Annotated in this window: 22 protein-coding genes; 16 read left to right on the top strand and 6 right to left on the bottom strand. The window is 68.9% G+C overall.

Annotated elements, in window-relative coordinates; translation table 11 throughout:
* Nucleotides 1-58 precede the first annotated feature (58 nt).
* Nucleotides 59-1327 (top strand): phosphoribosylamine--glycine ligase, encoded by a 1269-nt coding sequence (gene purD, locus J3476_RS00290; RefSeq protein ID WP_207064634.1) that lies wholly within the window; start codon nucleotides 59-61, stop codon nucleotides 1325-1327.
* Here purD and J3476_RS00285 read toward each other — a convergent pair.
* Entirely contained in the window at nucleotides 1324-2184 is an 861-nt protein-coding gene (locus tag J3476_RS00285) for an alpha/beta hydrolase family protein (protein WP_207064633.1), read from the bottom strand. The genes purD and J3476_RS00285 overlap by 4 nt on opposite strands.
* A gap of 72 nt (nucleotides 2185-2256) precedes the next feature.
* On the opposite strand from J3476_RS00285, the gene J3476_RS00280 reads away from it, so the two are divergent.
* The 4 genes from J3476_RS00280 to J3476_RS00265 all read left to right on the top strand — a co-directional run bounded on the left by J3476_RS00280 (nucleotide 2257) and on the right by J3476_RS00265 (nucleotide 7147).
* Nucleotides 2257-2877 (top strand): TetR family transcriptional regulator, encoded by a 621-nt coding sequence (locus J3476_RS00280; RefSeq protein ID WP_207064632.1) that lies wholly within the window; start codon nucleotides 2257-2259, stop codon nucleotides 2875-2877.
* Nucleotides 2874-3902, top strand: coding sequence for an SDR family NAD(P)-dependent oxidoreductase (locus J3476_RS00275; RefSeq protein WP_286182452.1), 1029 nt, complete (start codon nucleotides 2874-2876; stop codon nucleotides 3900-3902). The genes J3476_RS00280 and J3476_RS00275 overlap by 4 nt, the downstream gene beginning before the upstream one ends.
* Before the next feature lie 18 nt (nucleotides 3903-3920).
* Nucleotides 3921-5357 (top strand): APC family permease, encoded by a 1437-nt coding sequence (locus J3476_RS00270; protein ID WP_207064631.1) that lies wholly within the window; start codon nucleotides 3921-3923, stop codon nucleotides 5355-5357.
* Nucleotides 5358-5557: 200 nt separating this feature from the next.
* Nucleotides 5558-7147 (top strand): HNH endonuclease signature motif containing protein, encoded by a 1590-nt coding sequence (locus J3476_RS00265; RefSeq protein WP_207064630.1) that lies wholly within the window; start codon nucleotides 5558-5560, stop codon nucleotides 7145-7147.
* Nucleotides 7148-7178: 31 nt separating this feature from the next.
* On the opposite strand, the gene relZ is transcribed toward J3476_RS00265, so the two are convergent.
* Entirely contained in the window at nucleotides 7179-8912 is a 1734-nt protein-coding gene (relZ, locus tag J3476_RS00260) for a DUF429 domain-containing protein (protein ID WP_207064681.1), read from the bottom strand.
* Between the two features lie 38 nt (nucleotides 8913-8950).
* Here relZ and purB point away from each other — a divergent pair, with 38 nt between their 5' ends.
* Genes purB through J3476_RS00245 form a run of 3 tightly spaced genes read left to right on the top strand, consistent with a single transcriptional unit; the run spans nucleotide 8951 to nucleotide 12179 of the window.
* Nucleotides 8951-10369 carry an adenylosuccinate lyase gene (gene purB, locus J3476_RS00255; RefSeq protein ID WP_207064629.1) on the top strand — a complete coding sequence of 473 codons (1419 nt, stop codon included), beginning with the start codon at nucleotides 8951-8953 and terminating at the stop codon, nucleotides 10367-10369.
* On the top strand, nucleotides 10366-11592 hold the full coding sequence (locus J3476_RS00250; protein WP_207064628.1) for a cytochrome P450: 1227 nt from the start codon (nucleotides 10366-10368) through the stop codon (nucleotides 11590-11592). Before purB ends, J3476_RS00250 begins: the two co-directional genes overlap by 4 nt.
* Entirely contained in the window at nucleotides 11589-12179 is a 591-nt protein-coding gene (locus tag J3476_RS00245) for a DUF1707 domain-containing protein (protein WP_286182451.1), read from the top strand. The genes J3476_RS00250 and J3476_RS00245 overlap by 4 nt, the downstream gene beginning before the upstream one ends.
* A 9-nt stretch (nucleotides 12180-12188) precedes the next feature.
* Here the strand turns inward: J3476_RS00245 and J3476_RS00240 are convergent, their stop codons facing one another.
* Nucleotides 12189-12821, bottom strand: a complete 633-nt coding sequence (locus J3476_RS00240; RefSeq protein WP_207064627.1) for a hypothetical protein — start codon at nucleotides 12819-12821, stop codon at nucleotides 12189-12191.
* Nucleotides 12822-12872: 51 nt separating this feature from the next.
* On the opposite strand from J3476_RS00240, the gene J3476_RS00235 reads away from it, so the two are divergent.
* The 6 genes from J3476_RS00235 to J3476_RS00210 all read left to right on the top strand — a co-directional run bounded on the left by J3476_RS00235 (nucleotide 12873) and on the right by J3476_RS00210 (nucleotide 19492).
* The gene (locus J3476_RS00235) at nucleotides 12873-13766 is read left to right on the top strand and encodes a phosphoribosylaminoimidazolesuccinocarboxamide synthase (RefSeq protein WP_207064626.1); all 894 of its coding nucleotides are present in this window, start codon (nucleotides 12873-12875) and stop codon (nucleotides 13764-13766) included.
* Nucleotides 13763-15922, top strand: a complete 2160-nt coding sequence (locus tag J3476_RS00230; RefSeq protein WP_207064625.1) for a S9 family peptidase — start codon at nucleotides 13763-13765, stop codon at nucleotides 15920-15922. The genes J3476_RS00235 and J3476_RS00230 overlap by 4 nt, the downstream gene beginning before the upstream one ends.
* Before the next feature lie 30 nt (nucleotides 15923-15952).
* Nucleotides 15953-16507 carry a TetR/AcrR family transcriptional regulator gene (locus J3476_RS00225; RefSeq protein ID WP_207064624.1) on the top strand — a complete coding sequence of 185 codons (555 nt, stop codon included), beginning with the start codon at nucleotides 15953-15955 and terminating at the stop codon, nucleotides 16505-16507.
* A 22-nt stretch (nucleotides 16508-16529) separates the two neighbouring features.
* Nucleotides 16530-17027, top strand: coding sequence for a glutathione peroxidase (locus tag J3476_RS00220; RefSeq protein ID WP_207064623.1), 498 nt, complete (start codon nucleotides 16530-16532; stop codon nucleotides 17025-17027).
* A 90-nt stretch (nucleotides 17028-17117) separates the two neighbouring features.
* Nucleotides 17118-17825, top strand: coding sequence for a DUF2334 domain-containing protein (locus J3476_RS00215; RefSeq protein ID WP_207064622.1), 708 nt, complete (start codon nucleotides 17118-17120; stop codon nucleotides 17823-17825).
* Nucleotides 17826-17851: 26 nt separating this feature from the next.
* The gene (locus J3476_RS00210) at nucleotides 17852-19492 is read left to right on the top strand and encodes an FAD-binding dehydrogenase (RefSeq protein WP_207064621.1); all 1641 of its coding nucleotides are present in this window, start codon (nucleotides 17852-17854) and stop codon (nucleotides 19490-19492) included.
* A 52-nt stretch (nucleotides 19493-19544) separates the two neighbouring features.
* On the opposite strand, the gene J3476_RS00205 is transcribed toward J3476_RS00210, so the two are convergent.
* Nucleotides 19545-20198 (bottom strand): MBL fold metallo-hydrolase, encoded by a 654-nt coding sequence (locus J3476_RS00205; protein ID WP_207064620.1) that lies wholly within the window; start codon nucleotides 20196-20198, stop codon nucleotides 19545-19547.
* Nucleotides 20199-20277: 79 nt separating this feature from the next.
* Here J3476_RS00205 and purS point away from each other — a divergent pair, with 79 nt between their 5' ends.
* Together purS and purQ are read left to right on the top strand one after the other, a co-directional pair.
* Nucleotides 20278-20520, top strand: coding sequence for a phosphoribosylformylglycinamidine synthase subunit PurS (gene purS, locus J3476_RS00200; protein ID WP_152518745.1), 243 nt, complete (start codon nucleotides 20278-20280; stop codon nucleotides 20518-20520).
* Nucleotides 20517-21188 (top strand): phosphoribosylformylglycinamidine synthase subunit PurQ, encoded by a 672-nt coding sequence (gene purQ / locus J3476_RS00195; RefSeq protein ID WP_207064619.1) that lies wholly within the window; start codon nucleotides 20517-20519, stop codon nucleotides 21186-21188. The genes purS and purQ overlap by 4 nt, the downstream gene beginning before the upstream one ends.
* On the opposite strand, the gene J3476_RS00190 is transcribed toward purQ, so the two are convergent.
* Nucleotides 21185-21982 (bottom strand): family 1 encapsulin nanocompartment shell protein, encoded by a 798-nt coding sequence (locus J3476_RS00190; protein WP_207064618.1) that lies wholly within the window; start codon nucleotides 21980-21982, stop codon nucleotides 21185-21187. The two genes, purQ and J3476_RS00190, sit on opposite strands and share 4 nt — an antisense overlap.
* Nucleotides 21979-23001, bottom strand: coding sequence for a Dyp-type peroxidase (locus J3476_RS00185; protein ID WP_207064617.1), 1023 nt, complete (start codon nucleotides 22999-23001; stop codon nucleotides 21979-21981). Before J3476_RS00185 ends, J3476_RS00190 begins: the two co-directional genes overlap by 4 nt.
* Between the last annotated feature and the right edge of the window lie 21 nt (nucleotides 23002-23022).

The raw sequence follows: 23022 nt of genomic DNA, 5'->3' as shown, positions 1-23022 counted from the left end.
CGTCAGTGTGGGAGCGGTGGCTGACCCACCTGGCGGGCGGGCATTAGGGTGGTGACCTGTGCACGTCCTGGTAGTCGGATCCGGAGCCCGTGAACACGCGCTGCTGCTTGCGCTGCGCCGAGACCCGGAGGTCGACACGGTGTCGGTCGCGCCCGGCAATGCCGGGACCGCGGCCGTGGCTGACCAGTACGAGGTCGACGTGACGTCCGGCGAGGACGTCACCGCGCTGGCCACCCGGATCGGCGCCGATCTGGTGGTCGTGGGACCCGAGGTGCCGCTGGTGCTCGGGGTGGCCGACGCGGTGCGCGCGGCCGGAATCGACTGCTTCGGCCCGACCAGAGAGGCCGCCCGCATCGAGGGGTCGAAAGCGTTCGCCAAAGACGTCATGGCCGCTGCCGGCGTACGGACGGCGACCAGCGAGATCGTCGACAACCCCGCCCACCTCGACACCGCGCTGGACCGCTTCGGCCCCCCCGGCGGGTTCGCGGCCTGGGTGGTCAAGGACGACGGTCTGGCCGCCGGTAAGGGCGTGGTCGTCACCGCTGACCGCGACGCTGCCCGCGCACACGCCGCGAGCCTGCTCGAGGCCGGTCATCCTGTGCTGCTCGAGTCCTTTCTCGACGGGCCCGAGGTGTCGCTGTTCTGCGTCGTGGACGGCGACGTCGTCGTCCCGTTGCTGCCCGCCCAGGACTTCAAACGGGTCGGTGACGGGGACAGCGGACCCAACACCGGCGGCATGGGGGCCTACACCCCGTTACCGTGGCTGCCCGGCGAGGTGACGGCGAGCATCGTCGACGAGATCGTCAAACCCGTTGCCGCGGAACTGGTCAGCCGCGGCTGCCCGTTCTCGGGCCTGCTCTATGCCGGGCTGGCCGTCACCTCGCAGGGGCCCGCGGTGGTCGAATTCAATTGCCGCTTCGGCGATCCGGAGACCCAGGCGGTCCTGGCTCTGCTCGAGTCCCCGCTCGGTCAACTGCTGCGTGCCGCTGCCACCGGTGAACTGTCCGGCCAACCGCCCCTGCAGTGGCGTGACGGCGCGGCGGTCGCGGTAGTGCTGGCCGCCGAGAACTACCCCGGGCGGCCGCGAGTCGGTGACGTCATCCAGGGCGCGGACGGCGACGGCGTTTTGCATGCGGGTACCGCCCGGCGCGACGACGGCGCCGTGGTGTCCTCCGGCGGCCGAGTGCTTTCGGTGGTCGGCGTCGGTGACGACCTGGCCGCGGCGCGTGACGCCGCATACGCCCGGATCGGCTCGATCCGCCTGCCCGGCAGTCACTTCCGCAGCGACATCGGCCTCGCCGCTCAGGAGGGCCGCATCTCGGTCTAGGCCGTCAGCAACGGCGCCGCCCAGACCAATTCCGAGCTGAGTTGCGACGACCAGTACGCGGCGTTGTGGCCACCGGGTGTGAAGCCGCCCGCAGGCGGATTCGGCAGCTGGGCGATGAGCTGCCGGGTCGCCGCGGAAAACGGGTCGTCGTCACCGCAGTCGATGCGCAACGGAATGCCGTCGAGCGACGCCAGCCCCCACACGCTGTTGGCGGCATAGTCGTCGGGCCCGTCGAACGCCCCCGGCGCGGCCGCACCGGCACTCGTCCACAGCGCCGGGCTGACCGCGCAGATCGCTGCGGTGCGTGCCGCGCCGAGCCGGGAACCCAGCAGCATCGCGCCGTATCCGCCCATGGACCAACCGAGGAAGGCCACCCGCGACGTGTCCACACCGTGGTCGGCGAGCAGCGGGACGAACTCGTCGAGCACCATCGCCCCCGAGTCGTCTCCGGAGGCCCGCCGATGCCAGTAGCCGTTCCCCCCGTCGACGGCAGCCAGCGCGAACGGAGCCACCCCGGCGGCCACCGCGTCGGCCAGAAACCGTTCGGCGCCCATCGACATCACCGTCTGCGCATTGGAGTCCTTGCCGTGCAGAAGGATCACTGGACGCAGCGGCTCGGTCTGCCCCGGAGGGCGCGCGATGATCCAGTTGGTCGCCACGCCGCCGCGGGCCGCCGACCTGAACGACCCCGACTCGTACGTCGGACGCGGTGGTGCCAGAGGTGCCGGCGGTACGGCTGCGGCGGGGGTGCTCGCCAGTGCGGAGCCCGCGGTGCAGGCGCCCAGCGCCGCGAGGCCGGTGCGTAACCCCAGGCGCAGTGCCGCGCGGCGGTTGATGGCAGACATGCGCGCCATCATGCCACCGCTCCGAGCTGAGGATTAGCTGGTGATTGGTCAAAAGGCCGATGCGCAAACCCTGTGACTGGCAGCATGCAAAGAGTGACGGCTGCGGTCACTCCCAAGGGAGAACGACGGCGGTGCGCGCTGGTCAGCGCCGCTGCCGATCTTCTCTGCGAGGGTGGCTTCGACGCGGTACGCCACCGAGCCGTCGCGCGCCGGGCCGGGCTCCCGCTGGCGTCGACGACGTACTACTTCTCGTCGTTGGACGATCTCATCGCCAAGGCGGTCGAATACGTCGGAACGCAGGAGACGCAACAGCTTCACGACAAGGTCGCCATGCTGTCCCGGCGCCGGCGCAGTGCGGAGTCCATCGCCGACATCCTCGTCGACCTGCTCGTCGGCGACAGCCCCGAACGGGTCAGCGAATATCTCATCTCGCGCTACGAGCGGTTGATCGCCTGTGCCCGGCAGCCGGGTTTGCGCAATGTGCAGCGTCATATCCTCAAGCAGCGCACCGAGGCCGTCGTCGAGATCATCGAACGGTCCGGCAGATGTGTGCGCCCCGAGTTGGTGAGCGCGCTCGTCTGCGCGGTCGACGGAGCAGTGGTCGCCGCGCTCGTCGGTGACGGAGTGAGTCCGCGCGAGACGGCCAGAGCCACGTTGATCGGCGTGATCGACGTGCTGGCACCGATCGTCTCGTTTGCGAAGTGACCAGCTTGGTTACTTCCCTGTCCGTGGCGATCGGTAAATCCCTGGGCGGTGTCGTCGACGCGGCGCTGGACCGGTCCGTCGTGCTGGGTTACACCAAGCTCGGCTCTGGCGTGCGCCGCCTGTGGTGGCCGGCTGACCCGGCGACGAACGCCATGGCGGGCAAGCGGGTGGTGGTCACCGGTGCGACGTCGGGTATCGGGGAGGCGATGGCCGGTAGCTTCGCGCGACTCGGTGCCACCGTGCACCTGCTCGGCCGCGACGCCGCCAGGGTGAGCCGTAGCGCAGGCGCGGTCCGCGCCTCGGTCCCCGAGGCGGAGGTCGTGGAAGAAGTCTGCGACGTGTCCGACCTCGACGCGGTACGGGCCTGGACGACTGATCTGTCCGGCCGCGTCGACGCGCTGCACGGCGTGGTGCACAACGCGGGCCTGATGCCCAAGCGTCGCGACGAAACTCCGCAGGGGCATGAGATCCAGCTCGCCTGCCATGTCCTGGGGCCGCACGTGATGACTGTGCAGCTGCTGGATCTGCTGCAGGTACCGGACCGGGCTGCCGTGGTGTTCATGTCCTCTGGCGGGATGTACACCGCACCGTTGCAACGCTGGTCGGTTGACGAACTCGAATCCCGCGACGGCCCCTACAACGGCGTCCGGACCTATGCCCGGACGAAGCGGATGCAGGTTGTGCTCGCCGATGAATGGGCGAAGGCCATGACGGGCAGCGGCGTTCATGTCTACAGTGCCCATCCGGGATGGGTCGAGACGCCGGGGGTGGCCGAAGCCCTGCCGGTGTTTCGTAGCGTCACCAAGCCGCTGCTGCGGGGCGCCGAGGACGGAGCCGACACCGCGGTGTGGCTGGTGGCGACGTGTCCGGAGTCGAAACCGGGTCACTTCTGGCACGACCGCGCGCAGCGGCCGACGACGTTCGGTTGGCAACGGCACCAGGACCCGCGAGCCGCCGCTGCCTTTCTGAACCAGGTGTCGGCGCTGACCGGCACCGAGCGCAACGTAGTGTCCGAGCACAACTGATCATCTGGGGGAGGCGCGATGTCGGAGTCGGTCGCAGGTCAGCAGACCGAGGAGAACACCCCCGAGCTCAAGCGTGTGATGGGCCCGGGGCTGCTGCTGTTGTTCGTCGTCGGTGACATCCTCGGTACCGGCGTCTACGCGCTCGTGGGCGACGTGGCGGGCGAAGTCGGTGGGGCGGCGTGGCTCCCGTTCCTGGTCGCCTTCGCCGTCGCCACCGTCACCGCGTTCAGCTACCTGGAGCTGGTGACCAAGTACCCACAGGCTGCGGGCGCAGCGTTGTACGCGCACAAGGCATTCGGCATCCATTTCGTCACGTTCCTCGTCGCGTTCGTGGTCATGTGCTCCGGAATCACCTCGGCCTCAACGGCATCGCGTGCTTTCTCGGCGAACTTCTTCGAGGGCATCGGCATGGCCGAGCCGTCGAAGCTCGGGGTGGCGCTGCTGGCACTGGGTTTCATGGCGGCGCTGGCGGCCATCAACTTTCGTGGTGTCGGTGAGAGCATCAAGCTCAACGTGGTGCTGACCATCGTCGAGATCACCGGTCTGGTCGCCGTGATCATGGTCGGTATGTGGGCGTTCAGCGGCGGTGACGTCGACTTCTCGCGGGTCGTCGCGTTCGACACCGCCGACCAGAAGAACACCTTCATGGCCGTCACCGCAGCGACGTCACTGGCGTTCTTCGCCATGGTCGGCTTCGAGGACTCGGTCAACATGGCCGAGGAGACCAAAGACCCCGTCAAGACGTTCCCGAAGATCCTGCTGTCAGGTCTGTCGATCGCCGGGATCGTCTACATCCTGGTGTCTATCGTGGCCGTGGCGCTCGTGCCCGTCGGTGAACTGCAGGCCAGCGACACCCCGCTTGTCGAGGTGGTGAAAGCGGGCGCACCCGGGCTGCCCATCGACGAGATCTTCCCGTTCATCACCATGTTCGCCGTGTCGAACACCGCGCTGATCAACATGTTGATGGCCAGCCGCTTGATCTACGGGATGGCCCGCCAGCATGTGTTGCCACCGGGACTCGGGGTGGTGCATCCGACCCGTCGCTCGCCCTGGGCGGCCATCATCTTCACCACCGTGATCGCGTTCGGCCTGATCATCTACGTCTCGACCGCCGCCAGCGACAACGCGATCTCGGTGCTCGGCGGCACCACGAGCCTGCTGCTGCTGGCGGTGTTCGCGGTTGTCAACGTCGCCGTGCTGGTGCTCCGGCGCGACGTCCGGCAGGCCGGCGGCTACTTCAAGACCCCGACGGTGCTGCCGGTCATCGGCTTCCTCGTCTCGCTGTATCTCGTGACGCCGCTGTCGGGCCGGCCCGCGCAGCAGTACCTCGTCGCCGGGGCGTTGGTGATCATCGGCATCGTGTTGTTCTTCGTCACCCAGTTGATCAACCGGCAGCTCGGCATTCGCGACGGCCACATCACCGACCCGACGCACCTGGGGTCCGGGCCGGACTGAGCGGCAGTCGGGCGCTCGCCGTCACTCCGAGTGTCGACAGTTCGCGCCGGACGCTGGGTCCCGTCTTGCGCTCGGGGGGCTCGCGTCGGGGGCGGCGTGCCTCAGTAGGGCTCGCCGACCATCAGAGGTGATCACACTTATCCACAGGGCGCCCAACTTGTGTTGGCCGCATGTCGGCGGGCCGACATAGAATCGAACACATGTTCGACGAATCGCTGCCGGAGATTCCCTCCCTGGGGAAACTGAGTGCGCGCGAGCTCGTCGACGCGGCGCGGGGCTGGGCGCGGACGGAGAACGCGGCGGGCGCGCGCAAGCTGGCGGTGATGGCCGAACTCTTCGCCCGCCGCACCGGTCTGGCTGCTGAGGAGCGAGAAGACTGGTGGGTCGATCCGGATGCCGCGGTGGCCGCCGAGCTGGCCGCCGCTCTCGATCTGACGCAAGGGCTGGCGTTGGCTCAGACCCACCGTGGGGTGGCATTGCGTGACCGGCTGCCCAGAGTGGCGGCGCTGTTCGAGGCCGGCCTGATCAACGACATCCTGGTGCGCGCCATCGTGTGGCGCACCTACCTGATCGACGACGAGACCGCGATGGCGGCCGTGGACGCAGAACTCGCCGAGGTGATCACCGGCTGGGGACCTCTGTCGGCGCCCAAAGTCGAACGTGCCATCGACGCGATCGTCGACCGCCACGACCCGGGGGCGCTGCGACGCAGCCGCGAATCGGGCTCGTCACGCACGGTGGAATTCGGCGGCCCGAAGGACGTTCCGGGCATCACCAGCCTGTACGCGCGAATGAATGCCGCCGACGCCGCAGCCATGAGAGCGCGGGTGGAGGACCTGGCTCACAGCGTCTGCGAGGCTGACCCGCGCAGCCTCGACGAGCGACGCAACGACGCCTTCGCGGCCCTCGGTCTCGAGATGGACAGCCTGCCCTGTCAGTGCGGGACGGAGGGCTGCGAGGCGGCCGGCAGGCGGCCCGCCCGCGACACCACCGTCTACGTCATCGCCGAGCGGGCCGCCATAGCCGAAGCAGCAGATGCCTCAAATCCCGATTCCACTCACAGGCTCGACGACGATGCCCAGCGCGATTGCGAGGAAGTGGCGCGCGACAGGGCGGCTGGACCGAATGTGGCTGGGTCGGCTGAGCCGGACGTGACGGACGCGGCTGAATGCAAGGTGCCGAAGGCTCCGCCGGCCTTCATATTTGGTGCCGGTGTCACTCCGAACTGGCTCCTGGCTCAGGTGATGGACGGCGCCCGGTTCCGTGAGGTGCTTCACCCGGGGATCACCGATCCCGAACCCCGCTACACTCCATCTGCCGCCACCGCCGCGTTCGTCCGCTGCCGTGACCTGACCTGCCGGTTCCCTGGCTGCGATCGGCCCGCCTCGCTGGCCGACATCGACCACACGGTGCCTTATCCGATCGGACCGACTCACCCGTCGAACCTCAAGTGCCTGTGCCGTTTTCATCATTTGCTGAAAACCTTCTGGAGCGGGCCGACCGGCTGGCGCGACCGTCAGCTGCCCGACGGCACCGTCATCTGGACCAGTCCAACGGGGCACGTCTACACGACAAAGCCGGGCAGTGCCTTGCTGTTTCCCTCGTTGTGCCGGCCCACCGGGGAGCTGTGGCCGGGTGACCCGCCGGAGCTCGACTCCAGTGACGCGCGCGGCGCGCTGATGCCGCGGCGTCGACAAACTCGCGCGCAGAACAGGATCCGGGCCATCGCTGCGGAGCGCAAGCTCAACGAGGAGAGAGCCGCCGAGCACAACAGGCCGCCCCCGTTCTGACTGGGCCTTCACCCGCACCAGCCAGCCGGACCTAGTCGGCCTTGCCGGATTCGATGCTGGAAATCCGGGCAAACCTGTTGTGCAGCAGCTTCGTACGATGCGCATTGCCGGGCAGGTCGATGTAGCGGGTACCGAACACCGCCAGCAACACGTCGTCGAGACGACGCACCGCGCCGGCCGGATAGTGGTAGCCCATCGAGGCGTTCACCCGGTCGGTGTCCACACCGTTCAGCACGGCGTCCACCTCGTCGACCGAGTCGATTCCGAGGTCCAGCAACAGTCCGGCGATCCAGGCGTAATGGTCGGTCCGCGACCAACCCGCCTCCGGGAACCGGTTGCCGAGGTAGGTCGCCAGCACCGGCGTCGGAATCCTCGGATCAGACGTCTCCAGCGGCGCGCGCTCCGTGGGCCCGGTGGAGCGCAGCCGCTCACGGATGGCCGAGAACTCACGGTCGGCCAACTCCAGCAGACCGGCCGCCAGCGTGAAGCGGCGGTCCAAATCGGGTGCGTCCTCCTCCGGAATCGAGCCCTTGTAGCGAATGTCGTGCTCGAATTCCGCCCAGGCGTGCTGCAAGATCGTGCGGACCTGCACCGACGCCGGCTGTTGTTCGCCCTCGACAGCCACCAGCAGATGCCTGCTGGCGTACCCCCACCTGCCCTCGCTGGCGGTCTCGACGCCCATGTCGCGGTCGTCGAGCAGTCGCATCTCCTCTCCGAGCAGATTGGCGACGGCGGCGACGTCGTCGCGCAGGTAGGTGATCACCCGCAACCCGATCTGGTCGGTGATCTCGGAGAGCGGATCGGTGTAGAGCCGTCGTCCGTCGAGGTGCCGGTCGGCTTTCGCCGCGAACGACGCCACCGTCTTGGTGCGTGCCGTGACGCTCAGATAGTTGATCCCGGCGTCGTCGAGCAGGCTGGTGACCACCGAGAGGTAGTGCTCGGTCGACCGCGCCAGCTGTGGTCGACGATCGGCGAACGTCGCGATGGCATCGTGCACGGTCCCGGGCGTGGGTTCCGGCGGGGCCGGTTCCAGATCCGACGGCAGCGTCGGCGTCACGATGAAGCCGGTCGCCGCGTCGCCGTACACGGTCACCTCCGAGGGCCGGCGCTCGGAGTAGTAGGCGACGTAGGCGCACAGCACCGCATCGACGGGGTCCTCGACGCGCCGCAGCTCGCTCTTGCGTTCGGCCTTCTCGGCGGCGGCGCGCAACTGGACCCAGTCCTCGCAGTCGACGACGCGCAGCGGCGGGTCGGCGCTGGCGAGCCCCTCGATGTGCTCCATCAGCCGGAGCAGTTCGGCGCGCAGCTGCGCCACGCTGCGGCCCTGCTTGGCCTTGTACTTCAGGGTGCGGCCCAGCCGGAACAACGCGACCGTGGCGGCGTGGGGATAGACCTCGATGGCACGGCGCGGCCGGCCGCCGTGCGGATCGATGTCGAGTTCCAGGTCGTCGGCCAGGCGCCCCGCCCGGGTGCCGTGCGCGAATTCGGGCTTCCCGGTGTTGGACGGATGCGCGCCGGCCTGGAAGCGGGCGAAGTCGGCGTTCAGGGCGCGTTCGGCAGGGCGTTGCCCACTCGGGTTGGTGACGACGATCGGCGCGTCGATGCCGACGACACAGTCACCCTCGGTATAGGTCCCTACGGCGGCGCGGATGCTGGCGTCATCGGTGGCCGCAGAAGCAGACACGAGCCGGCCGCTGCCGTCGACGACAGCCACCCCGGTGGGTTTGCGTTGACCCCAGGCGAGGTCCAGACCGACGAAGTGCACGGCTCTACTGTGCCGCACGGCCGATAGGCTGTTTGTCCGTGAGTATCCCGAACGTGTTGGCCAGCCGTTACGCCAGCGAGGACATGGTGGCGATCTGGTCGCCGGAGGCCAAGATCGTCGCCGAACGCCGGCTGTGGTTGGCGGTGCTGCGCGCGCAGGCTGAACTGGGTGTGGGAGTCCCCGACGGCGTGCTCGCCGACTACGAGCGAGTGCTGGAGACGGTCGACCTCGACTCCATCGCCGCGCGTGAGCGGGTGTTGCGCCACGACGTCAAGGCGCGCATCGAGGAGTTCAACGCGCTGGCCGGCCACGAGCACGTGCACAAGGGCATGACCAGCCGGGATCTCACCGAGAACGTCGAGCAGATGCAGATCCGCCGTTCACTGGAGTTGGTGTTCTCCCACGGCGTCGCGGTCGTCGCGCGCTTGGCCGAGCGGGCTGCCCTCTACCGCGAGTTGGTGATGGCCGGGCGCAGCCACAACGTCGCCGCCCAGGCGACCACGCTGGGTAAGCGGTTCGCCTCGGCCGCCCAGGAGATGCTGGTGGCGTTGCAACGGCTGCGTGAACTCATCGACCGCTACCCGCTGCGCGGCATAAAGGGCCCGATGGGCACCGCGCAGGACATGCTCGATCTGTTCGACGGCGACACCGAGCGCCTCGCCGAACTGGAAAGCCGCGTCGCGACCTTTCTGGGCTTCACCGACATCCTCACCAGCGTCGGTCAGGTCTATCCCCGGTCGCTCGACCATGACGTCGTGTCGGCGCTCGTGCAGCTCGGCGCCGGTCCGTCCTCGCTCGCGCACACCATCCGGTTGATGGCCGGCCACGAGCTGGTCACCGAAGGCTTCGCGCCCGGCCAGGTCGGCTCCTCGGCGATGCCGCACAAGATGAACACCCGCAGCTGCGAGCGGGTCAACGGGCTGCAGGTGGTGCTGCGCGGATACGCGTCAATGGCCGGCGAGCTCGCCGGTGCGCAGTGGAACGAAGGCGACGTGTTCTGCTCGGTGGTGCGCCGGGTGGCACTGCCGGATGCGTTCTTCGCGATCGACGGGCAGACCGAGACGTTCCTGACGGTGCTCGACGAGTTCGGTGCCTACCCGGCGGTGATCCAGCGCGAACTCGACCGTTATCTGCCGTTCCTGGCCACCACCCGCATCCTGATCGCCGCGGTGCGGGCCGGCGTCGGGCGCGAGACCGCCCACGAGGTCATCAAGGAGCACGCCGTCGCGGTGGCGCTCGCGATGCGGGAACGCGGCGCCGAGCCCGACCTGCTCGACCGCCTGGCCGCCGACCCGCGACTGCCGCTGGACCGAGCCGCGCTCGAGGGCGCGCTGGCCGACAAGCAGGCGTTCACCGGCGCGGCGAGCGATCAGGTGGACCGCGTCGTCGCCGCCGTCGACGACCTCGTGAGCCGCTACCCCGAAGCCGCGAAGTACACCTCGGGAGCCATCTTGTGACGCTGACGCAGCAGCTTGCCCAGATCGACTTCACCGACCTGGACAACTTCGCCGACGGATTTCCCCACGCCCTGTTCGCGCTGCACCGTGAGCAGGCCCCGGTGTATTGGCACGCACCCACCGAGAACACCCCCGACGGGGAAGGTTTCTGGTCGGTGGCCACGCACGCCGAAACCCTTGCGGTGCTGCGTGACCCGGACACCTACTCGTCGGTGACCGGCGGCGAGCGCCCGTTCGGCGGCACCCTGCTGCAGGACCTGCCGATCGCCGGGCAGCTGTTGAACATGATGGACGACCCGCGCCATGCCGCGGTGCGCCGGCTGGTCAGCTCGGGGTTGACCCCGCGCATGATTCGGCGCGTGGAGGACGACCTGCGTGAGCGTGCGTGCCGGCTGCTGGACGACGCACCGCGCGGCGAACCGTTCGACTTCCTGGTCGACGTGGCCGCCGAAGTGCCGATGCAGATGATCTGCATCCTGCTGGGAGTGCCGGAGTCCGAACGCCATTGGCTGTTCGAGGCGATCGAGCCGAGCTTCGACTTCGGCGGATCGCGCAAGGCGTCGATCACCCGGCTCTCCGTCGAAGAGGCCGGCTCCCGGATGTATGCCTACGGGCAGGAACTGATCGCGGCCAAGCGGGCCCAGCCCAGCGACGACATGCTGTCGGTGGTGGTGAACTCCGCCGACCCCGAACTGTCGGACATCGAGAGCTATCTGTTCTTCAACCTGCTGTTCAGCGCTGGAGCCGAGACCACTCGCAACGCGATCGCGGGCGGGCTGCTGGCACTGGCCGAACATCCTGACGCCTATCGCGAGCTGCGCGCCGACCCCGCCCTGCTCCCGACGGCGATCGAGGAGATGGTCCGCTGGACCGCCCCGTCGCCGTCCAAACGACGCACCGTCACCAGACCCGCCACCCTCGGCGGGCAGTCCCTGGAGCCGGGGCAGAAGGTGCTCGTCTGGGAGGGTTCGGCCAACCGCGACGGCGCTGTGTTCGCCGACCCCGGACTCTTCGACATCCGGCGAAAGCCCAACCCACACATGGGCTTCGGCCATGGCGTGCACTACTGCCTCGGCGCGAACCTCGCCCGCCTGGAGCTGCGGGTGTTGTTCGAGGAGATCCTGGGACGCTATTCCGAGGTGCGGCTGGCCGCTCCGGTGGAGTGGGCCCGCAGCAATCGGCACACCGGGATCCGCCACCTCGTCGTCGAGTTCACCCCATGAGTTCAGGCCCCGGCGACTTCGACCGATCACCACAGATGCGGGCTTCGGATGCCGACCGCTCCGCGGTGACGAAGATCCTCGAACATGCGGTAGGTCAGGGGATGCTGTCGCTCGACGAGTACAGCGAGCGGCTGGATGTCGTGCTGACCGCGCGCACCCGTCCGGAGCTCGACACCGTCATCGCCGATCTGCCTCACGTGCGCCGCGAGCCGGCCGCGGCGGCGCCGGAGGTGCTGAGTAGCTGGATGTCGAGCGTGTCCCGCAAGGGCCAGTGGACTGTCGCACCTCGGCTGAGGCTGGTCACCCGGATGTGCTCGACGACGCTCGACTTCACCTCCGCGGTGCTGCAGAGCCCCGTCGTGCACATCGACGTCGACGACTACTTCAGCTCCACCGACCTGGTGCTGCCCGACGGTGCGACCGCCGACCTCAACGGGATCACCACGGTCGGCGGCTCGACCACGGTGAAGGTGGCCACCAGCCCGCCGTCGCGGCACCTGCACGTCGTCGTCACCGGACGCGTCCGATTCGGTTCGGTGACCGCGCGGCATCCGTTCGGCACCGCGTTCAAGCGGATGTTCGGGTGATCGACCCGTTCAGTCCGGGCTCGGGATCGCCTTGACGCGGATGCCCGCGGCGCGCAGCTCCAGGGCCGCCAAACCCCTGATCGCCACCGGATCCTGGTAGCGCCAAGCCCCGACCGGGTCGGCGCTGACCGCGGCCAACTTCGCCAGCGGGCGGTTGGCCAGCGCGCGCAACGCCAGGAGCTGTTCACCGGCGGCCGTCGAAGCCAGTGTCACCGCCGTCCACTTGCGCCGGAAGAACCGCACCCGGAGGAAAAGCCACGGCATCATCAACGCCAGGATCGGCGGCGCCGCCACCGCCAGCGCGAGCACCCAGGCCAGCCACGCCGCCGTGACACCCAGGGTCTGACCGGCGCCGGCGATCTCCCGCGCTGCGTCACCCGCCCCGGTCAGCGGGCTGGCCAGCGCATCTCCGATCAGCGGGATCCCGTCCGCGCTGTCACCCGCCGAATCCAGATTGCCGGCCACCCCGTTGGCGCCGCTCTGGACCTGGTAGCCGAAATCGGCGATCACCGACACCGCCGAGTGCACCGCCGTGCCGACCATCACCCAGATGACGGTCCAGGTGAGGACCACGACATCGCTGATCACCTGCCGGATCAAGCGTGCCGGCGTTGTGGCATAGGGAACCCACCGCGATCTCATGGATCGATCACAGCACACGGAAGCGCTCGGGCCGACCGTTAGGCTGGCCCGATGCGTCCCGCTCTGTCCGACTACCAGCATCTGGCCAGCGGCAAGGTCCGAGAGCTCTACCGCATCGACGACGGGCATCTGCTGTTCGTGGCCAGCGACCGGATCTCGGCCTACGACCACATCCTGGACTCCGAGATTCCTGACAAGGGCCGCATCCTGACCGCCATGAGCGTGTTCTTCTTCGACCTCGTCGACTCACCGAACCACCTGGCCGGCCCGCCCGACGACGAACGCATCCCGGCCGACGTGCTGGGCCGCGCTCTGGTCGTCGAGCAACTGGAGATGCTTCCGGTCGAAGCGGTGGCCCGCGGATACCTGACCGGTTCCGGGCTCATCGACTACCAGAACACCGGGGCAGTGTGCGGCATCGCGCTACCGGCCGGATTGACCGAGGCCAGCCGCTTCGCCGAACCATTGTTCACCCCTGCCAGCAAGGCCGAGTTCGGGCAGCACGACGAGAACATCACCTTCGACGACGTGGTGGCAGCCGTCGGCGCCGAGCGTGCCGCCGAAGTCCGCGACCGGACCCTGCACACCTACACTCAGGGCGCCGAGCACGCCCTGACCAAGGGCATCATCGTCGCCGACACCAAATTCGAGTTCGGGGTGGACGCCCACGGCGAGCTCAAGCTCGCCGACGAGGTGTTCACCCCGGACTCATCGCGCTACTGGCGCGCCGACGACTACACCGAGGGTCAGGTGCAGCAGAGCTTCGACAAGCAGTTCGTGCGTAACTGGCTCACCGGAGCCGAATCGGGCTGGGACCGGCACGGGGACCAACCCCCGCCGCCGCTGCCGCCCGACATCGTGGCGGCCACCAGGGCGCGCTACATCGAAGCGTACGAACGTATTTCGGGTCTGCGCTTCGACGACTGGATCGGAGGAAACGCGTGAAGCCACCCGTCGCCAAACGGGTCGACACCCGCCGCGAACATCACGGCGATGTCTTCATCGACCCGTACGAGTGGCTGCGCGACAAGTCCGACCAGGAGGTCATCGACTACCTCGATGCGGAGAACGCCTTCACCGAACACGTCACAGCCGATCTGGCGCCGTTGCGACAGAAGATCTTCGACGAGATCAAGGCGCGCACCAAGGAGACCGACCTGTCTGTGCCGACTCGGCGGGGACCATGGTGGTACTACGGGCGCAGCTTCCAGGGCAAGCAGTACGGTGTGCAATGCCGTTGCCCCGTCACCGATCCCGATGACTGGACGCCGCCCCAGTTCGACGAGGCCACCGAGATCCCCGGCGAGCAGGTGTTGCTGGACGAGAACGTCGAAGCCGAAGGCCACGACTTCTTCTCCCTGGGTGCGGCCACTGTCAGCATCGACGGCAACATCCTGGCCTACTCGGTGGATGTCAAGGGTGACGAGCGGTACACGCTGCGGTTCAAGGACTTACGCACCGGCGAGCGGTATGCCGACGAGATCAGCGGTGTGGGTGCCGGAGCGACGTGGGGTGCGGACGGCAACACCGTCTACTACGTGACCGTCGACGAGGCCTGGCGGCCGGACACCGTGTGGCGGCACCGACTCGGTTCGGACGCCCCAGACGAGCAGGTGTATCACGAACCCGACGAACGCTTCTGGGTAGCGGTCGGGCGCACCCGCAGCAACAAATACGTCCTGATCGCCGCGGGCAGCGCGGTGACCTCGGAGATGCGCTACGCCGACGCTGCCGACCCCGACGCCACCTTCCAGACGGTGTGGCCGCGCCGCGACGGCATCGAGTACTCACTCGACCACGCCGTCGTCGGCGGGGAGGACCGCTTCCTCATCCTGCACAACGACGGGGCGGAGAACTTCACGCTCGTCGACGCACCCGTCAGCGATCCGACCGACCTGCGCACCCTCATCGAGCACCGCGGAGATGTGCGACTCGATGCGGTCGATGCGTTCGACGGGCACCTCGTGGTCAGCTACCGTGCCGACGCGCTGCCGCGCATCCAGCTGTGGCCGGTCGGCGAATCGGGATACGGCCAGGCCAGTGACATCACGTTCGACTCGGAGTTGATGTCGGTGGGGTTGTCGGCGAACCCGAACTGGAGCGCGCCCAAGATGCGCATCGGCGCAACGTCGTTCGTCACGCCGGTGCAGATCTACGACCTGGACCTGGCCTCCGGCGAGCGCACGCTGCTGCGCGAGCAGCCCGTGCTGGGTGACTACCGCCCACAGGATTACGTCGAGCGCCGCGATTGGGCGGTCGCCTCCGACGGGGCGCGGGTGCCCATCTCGATCGTGCACCGGGTGGGTCTGCAGTATCCGGCGCCGGTGCTGCTGTACGGCTACGGTGCCTACGAGGCGTGCGAGGATCCCCGCTTCTCCATCGCCCGGTTGTCGCTGCTCGACCGCGGCATGGCGTTCGCCGTCGCGCACGTCCGCGGCGGGGGTGAGCTCGGCCGGCCCTGGTACGAACACGGCAAGATGCTGGAGAAGCGCAACACGTTCACCGATTTCATCTCCGTGGCAAGCCATCTCGTCGGCACGGACGTCACCCGAGCGGAGAACATGGTCGCCTACGGGGGCAGCGCCGGTGGCCTGCTGATGGGTGCGGTGGCCAACATGGCGCCCGATCTGTTCGCCGGGATCCTCGCCAGCGTGCCGTTCGTCGACCCGTTGACCACGATCCTGGATCCGTCGCTGCCGCTGACCGTCACCGAATGGGACGAATGGGGCAATCCGCTGGAGGATCCCGACGTCTACCACTACATGAAGTCCTATGCGCCGTACGAGAATGTCGAGACCCGCCAGTACCCGGCGATCCTGGCGATGACGTCGCTCAACGACACCCGGGTCTACTACACCGAGCCGGCGAAATGGGTCGCCGCACTTCGGCACGCGCAACAAGATCCCGAGGCCGAAGGCGCCAGGGTGCTGCTCAAGACTGAGATGAACGCCGGCCACGGCGGCATCAGCGGTCGCTACGAGCGGTGGAAAGAGACGGCGTTCCAGTTCGCCTGGCTCCTGGAGACCGCCGGCGCAGCCGGCGAGACGGGTGAAGCCGGCGCAGCCGGCGAGACGGGTGAAGCCGGCGCAGAAGAAATCTAGGCACTGTCAAGATTTCGGTATGATCGGGCGGTGAAGCGGGACAGCTACCACCACGGCGACTTGAAAGCCGTGATCCTCGCGCACGCCGCCGACCTCGTGGCCGAGCGCGGGGCCGACGGGGTGTCGCTGCGCGAGCTGGCCCGCGCGGCCGGGGTGTCGCATGCCGCTCCGGCCCACCATTTCGCCGATCGCCGCGGATTGTTCACCGCACTCGCCGCCCAGGGTTGGCGCATGCTCGCGGTGGCGCTGGCCGACGCCAGACCCGAGTTCACCCACGCCGCATTGGCCTATGTGCGCTTCGCGGTGCAGCATCCGGGTCACTACGAGGTGATGTTCGACCGATCGCTGGTCCACCCCGACGACGCCGAACTGGTGGCCGCACAGGCCGCCGCCGGTTCGGAGCTGGCCGCCGGTGTGGCCACGCTTGACGACCCCCGCGCCAAGGGCGACCCCGAGGCCGCGGGGCTGGCGGCGTGGTCGCTGGTTCACGGGTTCGCGATGCTGTGGCTCAACGAAGCGATCGACACGGACGCCGACGCCGTGGCAACGATGCAACGGATGGCCCAGATGCTGTTCACGAAATGAGCCACCGGTACCGTCGGGGTGCATGACCGATTCAGCGCTGAATGACATCCCCCTGACGACTCTCGCTGGCCGGCCCACCACGCTGGCCGAGCTGACCGACGGCGCCGCGCTGGTGGTGAACGTCGCGTCCAAGTGCGGGCTCACCCCGCAGTACGAGGCGCTGGAGAGGCTCGCCAAGGACTACGCCGCGCGCGGGCTGACCGTCATCGGCGTGCCGTGCAACCAGTTCATGGGGCAGGAACCCGGCAGCCCCGACGAGATCCTGACGTTCTGCTCGACCACCTACGGCGTGACGTTCCCGCTGCTCGCCAAGTCCGAAGTCAACGGTCCCGGTCAGCACCCGCTGTATGCCGCGCTCACCAAGGTGGCCGACGACTCGGGCGAAGCCGGTGACGTGCAGTGGAACTTCGAGAAGTTCCTGGTCGCCCCGGACGGCACCGTGGTCAGGCGCTTCCGGCCGCGCACCGCTCCCGACGCCCCGGAGGTCATCGCGGCGATCGAAGAGGTCGTGCCCCGCTAGCGGTCGGCAGCGAAGGCGAGCCGGCAAGATGACACCCGCCGTCGCCGTGTTGTCCACTGCCTGGACACCTGGAGTTGCCACACTGCGGGTGTGGCAGGACAACTGATCGTCTCGATCTCCGGTATCAGTGACCGCACCGTCGACGACGTCGCCGCGTTCTGCGGTCACCTCGACAACCGCGGCGTCCCGGTGTCGTTCCTGGTCGCGCCGCGGATGAAGGGCGGCTACCGCCTCGACCGCGACGACGACACGGTCGGCTGGCTGGCGGATCGGCGTGCCGGTGGGGACGCGATCGTGTTGCACGGTTACGACGAGGCCGCCACCAAGGCCCGCCGCGGCGAGTTCGCCACCCTGCAGGCCCACGAGGCCAACCTGCGGTTGATGGCCGCCGACCGGATCCTCGAGCACCTCGGTCTGCGCACCCGCCTGTTCGCCGCGCCCGGCTGGAATGTCTCGCAGGGAGCGCTGAAGGCATTGCCACGAAACGGTTTCCGTCTGGTTGCCGGGCTGAGCGGGATCATCGACCTGGTCCGTGACGACACCGTGCGCGCCCGGGTTCTCGGCATCGGGGAGGGTTTTCTGGCCGAGCCGTGGTGGTGCCGCACGCTGGTGCTCTCGGCCGAGCGCACCGCACGCCGGGACGGCATCGTCCGCGTCGGTGTCGCCGCCCGCCACCTGCGCCGTCCGGGACCTCGCCAGGCCATGCTGGACGCGGTCGACTTGGCGCTGCTGCACGCCAGCGCACCGACGGTGTACGCCTGGCAGCAGCAGCGACCTGTGCTGACCGACGCCGCCTGAGGGGCCGCACTGGCTAGATTGGCGCCATGGCTGATCAAGCTGATGTCATCGTGGTGGGCGCCGGGCTGGCGGGTCTGGTCGCGGCGTGCGAACTCCTCGAGCGCGGCCGTCGCGTCCTGATCGTCGACCAGGAGAATGCGGCCAACCTCGGCGGCCAGGCCTACTGGTCGTTCGGCGGGCTGTTCTTCGTCGACAGCCCCGAACAGCGTCGGCTCGGCATCCGCGACAGCCACGAACTGGCTCTGCAGGACTGGTTGGGCACCGCAGGCTTCGACCGTCCCGAAGACCACTGGCCCCGGCAGTGGGCACATGCCTATGTCGACTTCGCCGCGGGGGAGAAGCGCGCCTGGCTGCGTGACCGGGGCCTACAGACCTTCGCGATGGTGGGCTGGGCCGAACGCGGCGGTTACGACGCCCGCGGGCACGGCAACTCGGTGCCCCGCTTCCACATCACCTGGGGGACCGGCCCCGCTCTGGTCGACATCTTCGCGCGGCGGCTCACCGGGGACCGGGTGCGGTTCGCCTACCGGCACCGCGTCGACGAGCTGATCGTCGACGACGGTGCCGTCGTCGGGGTGCGTGGCGCGGTGCTGGAGCCCTGCACAGCTGCCCGCGGCGTCGCGTCGTCCCGGCAGGTCGTCGGCGACTTCGAGTTCCGCGCGCAGGCCGTCGTGGTGGCCAGCGGCGGCATCGGCGGTAACCACGACCTGGTGCGCAAGAACTGGCCGGCGCGGATGGGCCGCGTACCCGAACAGCTGCTCAGCGGGGTGCCCGCGCATGTCGACGGCCGCATGCTGGGCATCTCCGAGGCGGCCGGCGCCAACGTCATCAACAGCGACCGCATGTGGCACTACACCGAGGGCATCACCAACTACGACCCGATCTGGCCCTTGCACGGCATCCGGATCCTGCCCGGGCCCTCGTCGCTGTGGCTGGACGCCACGGGCAAGCGGCTGCCTGCGCCGCTGTACCCGGGCTTCGACACCCTCGGCACGCTCGAGCACATCGCGCGCACCGGGCACGACTACACCTGGTTCGTGCTCAACAAGCGCATCATCGACAAGGAATTCGGCCTGTCCGGGCAGGAACAGAACCCCGACCTGACCGGCCGCAGCCTGCGCGCGGTGCTCGACCGGGCCCGCAACGGGCCCGCGCCGGTGCACGCGTTCGTCGACAAGGGCGTCGACTTCGTGACCGCCGACTCGCTGCGTGACCTGGTGGCCGCGATGAACACCGTGCCCGATGTCGAGCCGCTCGACCTCGCCACGGTGGAGGCCGAGGTCACCGCCCGCGACCGGGAAGTGGCCAACCGCTTCACCAAGGACAGCCAGATCACCGCGATCCGCGCGGCGCGCGGCTACCTGGCCGACCGGGTGAGCCGCGTCGTCGCCCCGCACCGGCTGACCGACCCGAAGGCCGGTCCGTTGATCGCGGTGAAGCTGCACATCCTGACCCGCAAGTCGTTGGGCGGCCTGCAGACCGACCTGGACTCGCAGGTGCTGCGCGCCGACGGCGAGGCGCTGCCGGGCCTGTACGCAGCGGGGGAGGCCGCCGGTTTCGGTGGGGGCGGCGTGCACGGCTACCGGTCGCTGGAGGGCACGTTCCTGGGTGGGTGCGTGTTCTCCGGGCGGGCCGCCGGGCGCGCCGCCGCCCGCGCGGTTTCCTAGCGGATCCGGCGCGCAACGCGACATCGGCGGTGCACGAACGCGCCCGATTCGCTCAGAAGTCGGTGCCGCTCTCGGGTTCGAGAACCCGGAAGTCGGTGTCCGTCATCTCGGTGAGGCGGCCGTAGAAGATCGGTCGCGCGACCGGGTCGATGATGCCCTGATGAATGGGCACGGCGTGCGTCGGCGCCACCGCGCGCAGGTAGTCCACCGCCTCGGAGATCTTCATCCATGGCGCCGCCGCCGGCGTGGCCAGCACGTCGACGGGTTCGTCGGGGACGAACAGCGCATCGCCGGGATGCATGAGCCTGGCAGCGTGCTCGCCGTCGCCGACGAGGTAGGAGATGTTGTCGATGACGGGTAGCTCGGGGTGGATGACGGCGTGGGTGCCGCCGGTGCCGCGCACGGTGAGATGACCGATCGACAGCTGGTCGCCGACGTTGACGGCCTGCCACGGCTCGCCGAGCTGGGCGGCGGTCTGCGGATCGGCGTACAGCGCGGCGTCCGGGTTGGCCTCGATCAGTGCCGGCAGCCGCTCGGTGTCGGCGTGGTCGGGATGCTGGTGGGTGACCAGGATCGCCGACAGACCGGTGATGCCCTCGAAGCCGTGGGAGAAGGTGCCGGGGTCGAACAGCACCGTGGTCTGCGAGCCGGACCCGTCGGGGAAGCTCGCCAGCAGGCAGGAATGGCCGAAGTGTGTGAGCTGCATGACCTCATGCATACCCGCTGCGGGCGCCTCGGCGTGCGTGGGGCGAGCACGCGGTGTCGCCGCAGGTAGAGTGATCGCCGTGGCAAAGGTGGTAGTGCACGTCATGCCGAAGACCGAGATCCTCGACCCCCAGGGACAGGCCATCGTCGGCGCCCTGGGCAGGCTGGGTTTCGACGGTGTCTCCGACGTCCGGCAGGGGAAGCGATTCGAGCTGGAGGTCGACGAGGGCATCGACGACGAGAAGCTCGCCGAGATCGCCGAGTCCCTGCTGGCCAACACCGTGATCGAGGACTGGACGGTCAGCAGGGAGAGCGGCGCATGACCCGGGTCGGCGTCATCACGTTCCCCGGCACCCTCGACGACATCGACGCCGCCCGCGCGGTGCGCCTCGCCGGCGGCGAGGCGGTCAGCCTGTGGCACGCCGACGCCGACCTCAAGGGTGTCGACGCGGTCATCGTTCCGGGCGGCTTCTCCTACGGTGACTACCTGCGGTGCGGGGCCATCGCCCGGTTCGCGCCGGTGATGGGCGAAGTGGTCGCCGCCGCCGGGCGGGGCATGCCGGTGCTGGGTATCTGCAACGGATTCCAGGTGCTCTGCGAGGCGGGGCTGCTGCCCGGTGCACTGACCCGCAACGCCGGGCTGCACTTCATCTGCCGCGACGTGTGGCTGGAGGTCGCCTCCAACTCGACGGCGTGGACGACGCGCTACGAGCAGGGCGCCGACCTGCTGGTGCCGCTGAAATCCGGCGAGGGTCGTTACGTCGCCGCCCAGAACGTGCTCGACGAACTCGAGGGCGAGGGACGCGTGGTGTTCCGCTACCGCGAGAACCTGAACGGGTCGATGCGCGACATCGCCGGCATCAGCTCCGCCAACGGTCGCGTCGTCGGGTTGATGCCGCACCCCGAGCACGCCACCGAAGCGCTCACCGGACCGTCCGACGACGGGCTGGGGTTGTTCTACTCCGCGCTGGACGCGGTGCTGGCCGCTTAGGGCGTCAGCGCGACCGACGCCTCGGCGGTGTAGCACAGGAATGTCATGGTCTCCTGCAGGTACAGCTGCACCGTCTCGGCGTCGTGGGACAGGTACCCGATGGACACGTCGGTACCCAGCTGGAGGTCGAAATCGCCTCCGCGGGTGGACATCACGAACGCGCCGTCGATGGCGGGCGCCCAGATGATGTCACCGTCGACCAGCCGGTTGATGTGCTCGAGGATCGGATAGCCGTGCGCGGTGGTCTCGGCCACCTTGGTGTAGACGTCGGCCGACAGCAACACGCTGTAGGGACCGTCCACCCCGGCAAGCCGCAGCTCGCTGAGCGCCTGGGCGATCACGTCGGGAATCTCGCGCGGATCGTCGGGCAGCGCCAGCGCCGGATTGGAGCTGCACTTGCGCACGCCACCGATGTGGGCCGCCTCGTAGCCCTCGAAGATGGCCCGGTCCTCGACGAAGGCCAGCTTCTTGGCCGCCTCCTTGACCGGGTCCCAGTCCGAATCCTGTGAGCCCCGCTCGACGTCGTCGATGTCGGCACGCAGGACGGTGAACGGCACCCGCAGCCGCACCAGCGGCCGCGCATCCCGCAGGTGGGCGATCACACCGTCACCGGGAGCGGTCACGTCGAGCAGGTGGCCGGTGCTCACCGCGGCGGTCACCGGACCGCCCGGCTCGCTGACGTCGACGACGCGACGGCCGGCGATGTGCCGCTTGAACGTGCGGGTGGCCTCCTGCTCGATCTCGGCCCAGGCGGCGTCGGTGACCGGTGCCAGTTCTCGGTACAGGTTGTTCATTGCGGTTGCCCTTTCAGACTGCCGATCGCCAGCGAGCCCGGATATGCCGGGGGCGTGGGGGATGGCGCGAGCTCGGCGCTCTCTGCCGGGAGCTCCGGGGGATCGTCGAGGAAGTCGATGGTGGGGACGAAGAACAGCGATCCGGTCTCGGCGGTGGAGAAGTCGAGGATCCGGTCGGTGTTGCCCGGCGGATCACCGATGAACATGTTGACCAGCATCCGCTCGGTCACGGCGGGATCCGCGGCGTAGGCGATGTAGTACGTGCCCGACTCGCCGTCACCGAGGCTGCCGAACGGCATGTTCGCGCGCACGACCTGCAGCTCGTTGCCGTCCTCGTCCTCGATCGAATTCAGTGCGACGTGCGAGTTGGTGGGTTTGACCGCGTCGTCGAGTTCGATGTCCTCGAGTTTGGTGCGGCCGATCACCAGTTCCTGCTCGGTGACGCTGAGTGAGTTCCATGCGTCCATGTCGTGGCGGTAGCGCTGGACGTGCACGTAGCTGGCCCCAGAGAACTCGGGGTCCTCGGCGCCGATCTGCACCGCGTCCACCGCGTCCGGTCCGTTCGGATTCTCGGTGCCGTCGACGAAGCCCAGCAGGTCGCGCTGCTCGAAGAACTTGAACCCGTGCACCTCGTCGACGACGGTCACCGCGCCGCCCATCGCCGCGAGGACCCGGCCGCCGAGCTCGAAGCAGACGTCCAGCGAGCCGCCCTTGATGTGGAACAGCAGATCACCCGGGGTGGACGGGGCGTGGTGGCGGGCGCCGGTGAGCTCCACGAACTCGTGCAGCCGGGCCGGTCGCGGGCCGCAGAACAACCGGTCCCAGGCGGCCGAACCGATGCCGGCGATCAGCCGCAACTGCGCGTCGGGCACCCGGAAACCGACCGCGCGAACCAGGCCGGACAGTTCTGCGAGGGCGTCGCGGACCCGCCCGGGCGCCGACGGACTGTCGTTGATCGTCGCCACCAGGAAGATCGCCGCGGGACTGAGCGGGGTGAGAACCGGCTGCGGGCGGACCACGTGATCACCCTAGCTGCACTT

This window comes from Mycobacterium sp. PO1, assembly GCF_017312405.1.
Taxonomy (GTDB): Bacteria; Actinomycetota; Actinomycetes; order Mycobacteriales; family Mycobacteriaceae; genus Mycobacterium.
Note: the sequence above shows the minus strand (reverse complement) of the source record. Positions and strands in the feature narration are given on the sequence as shown.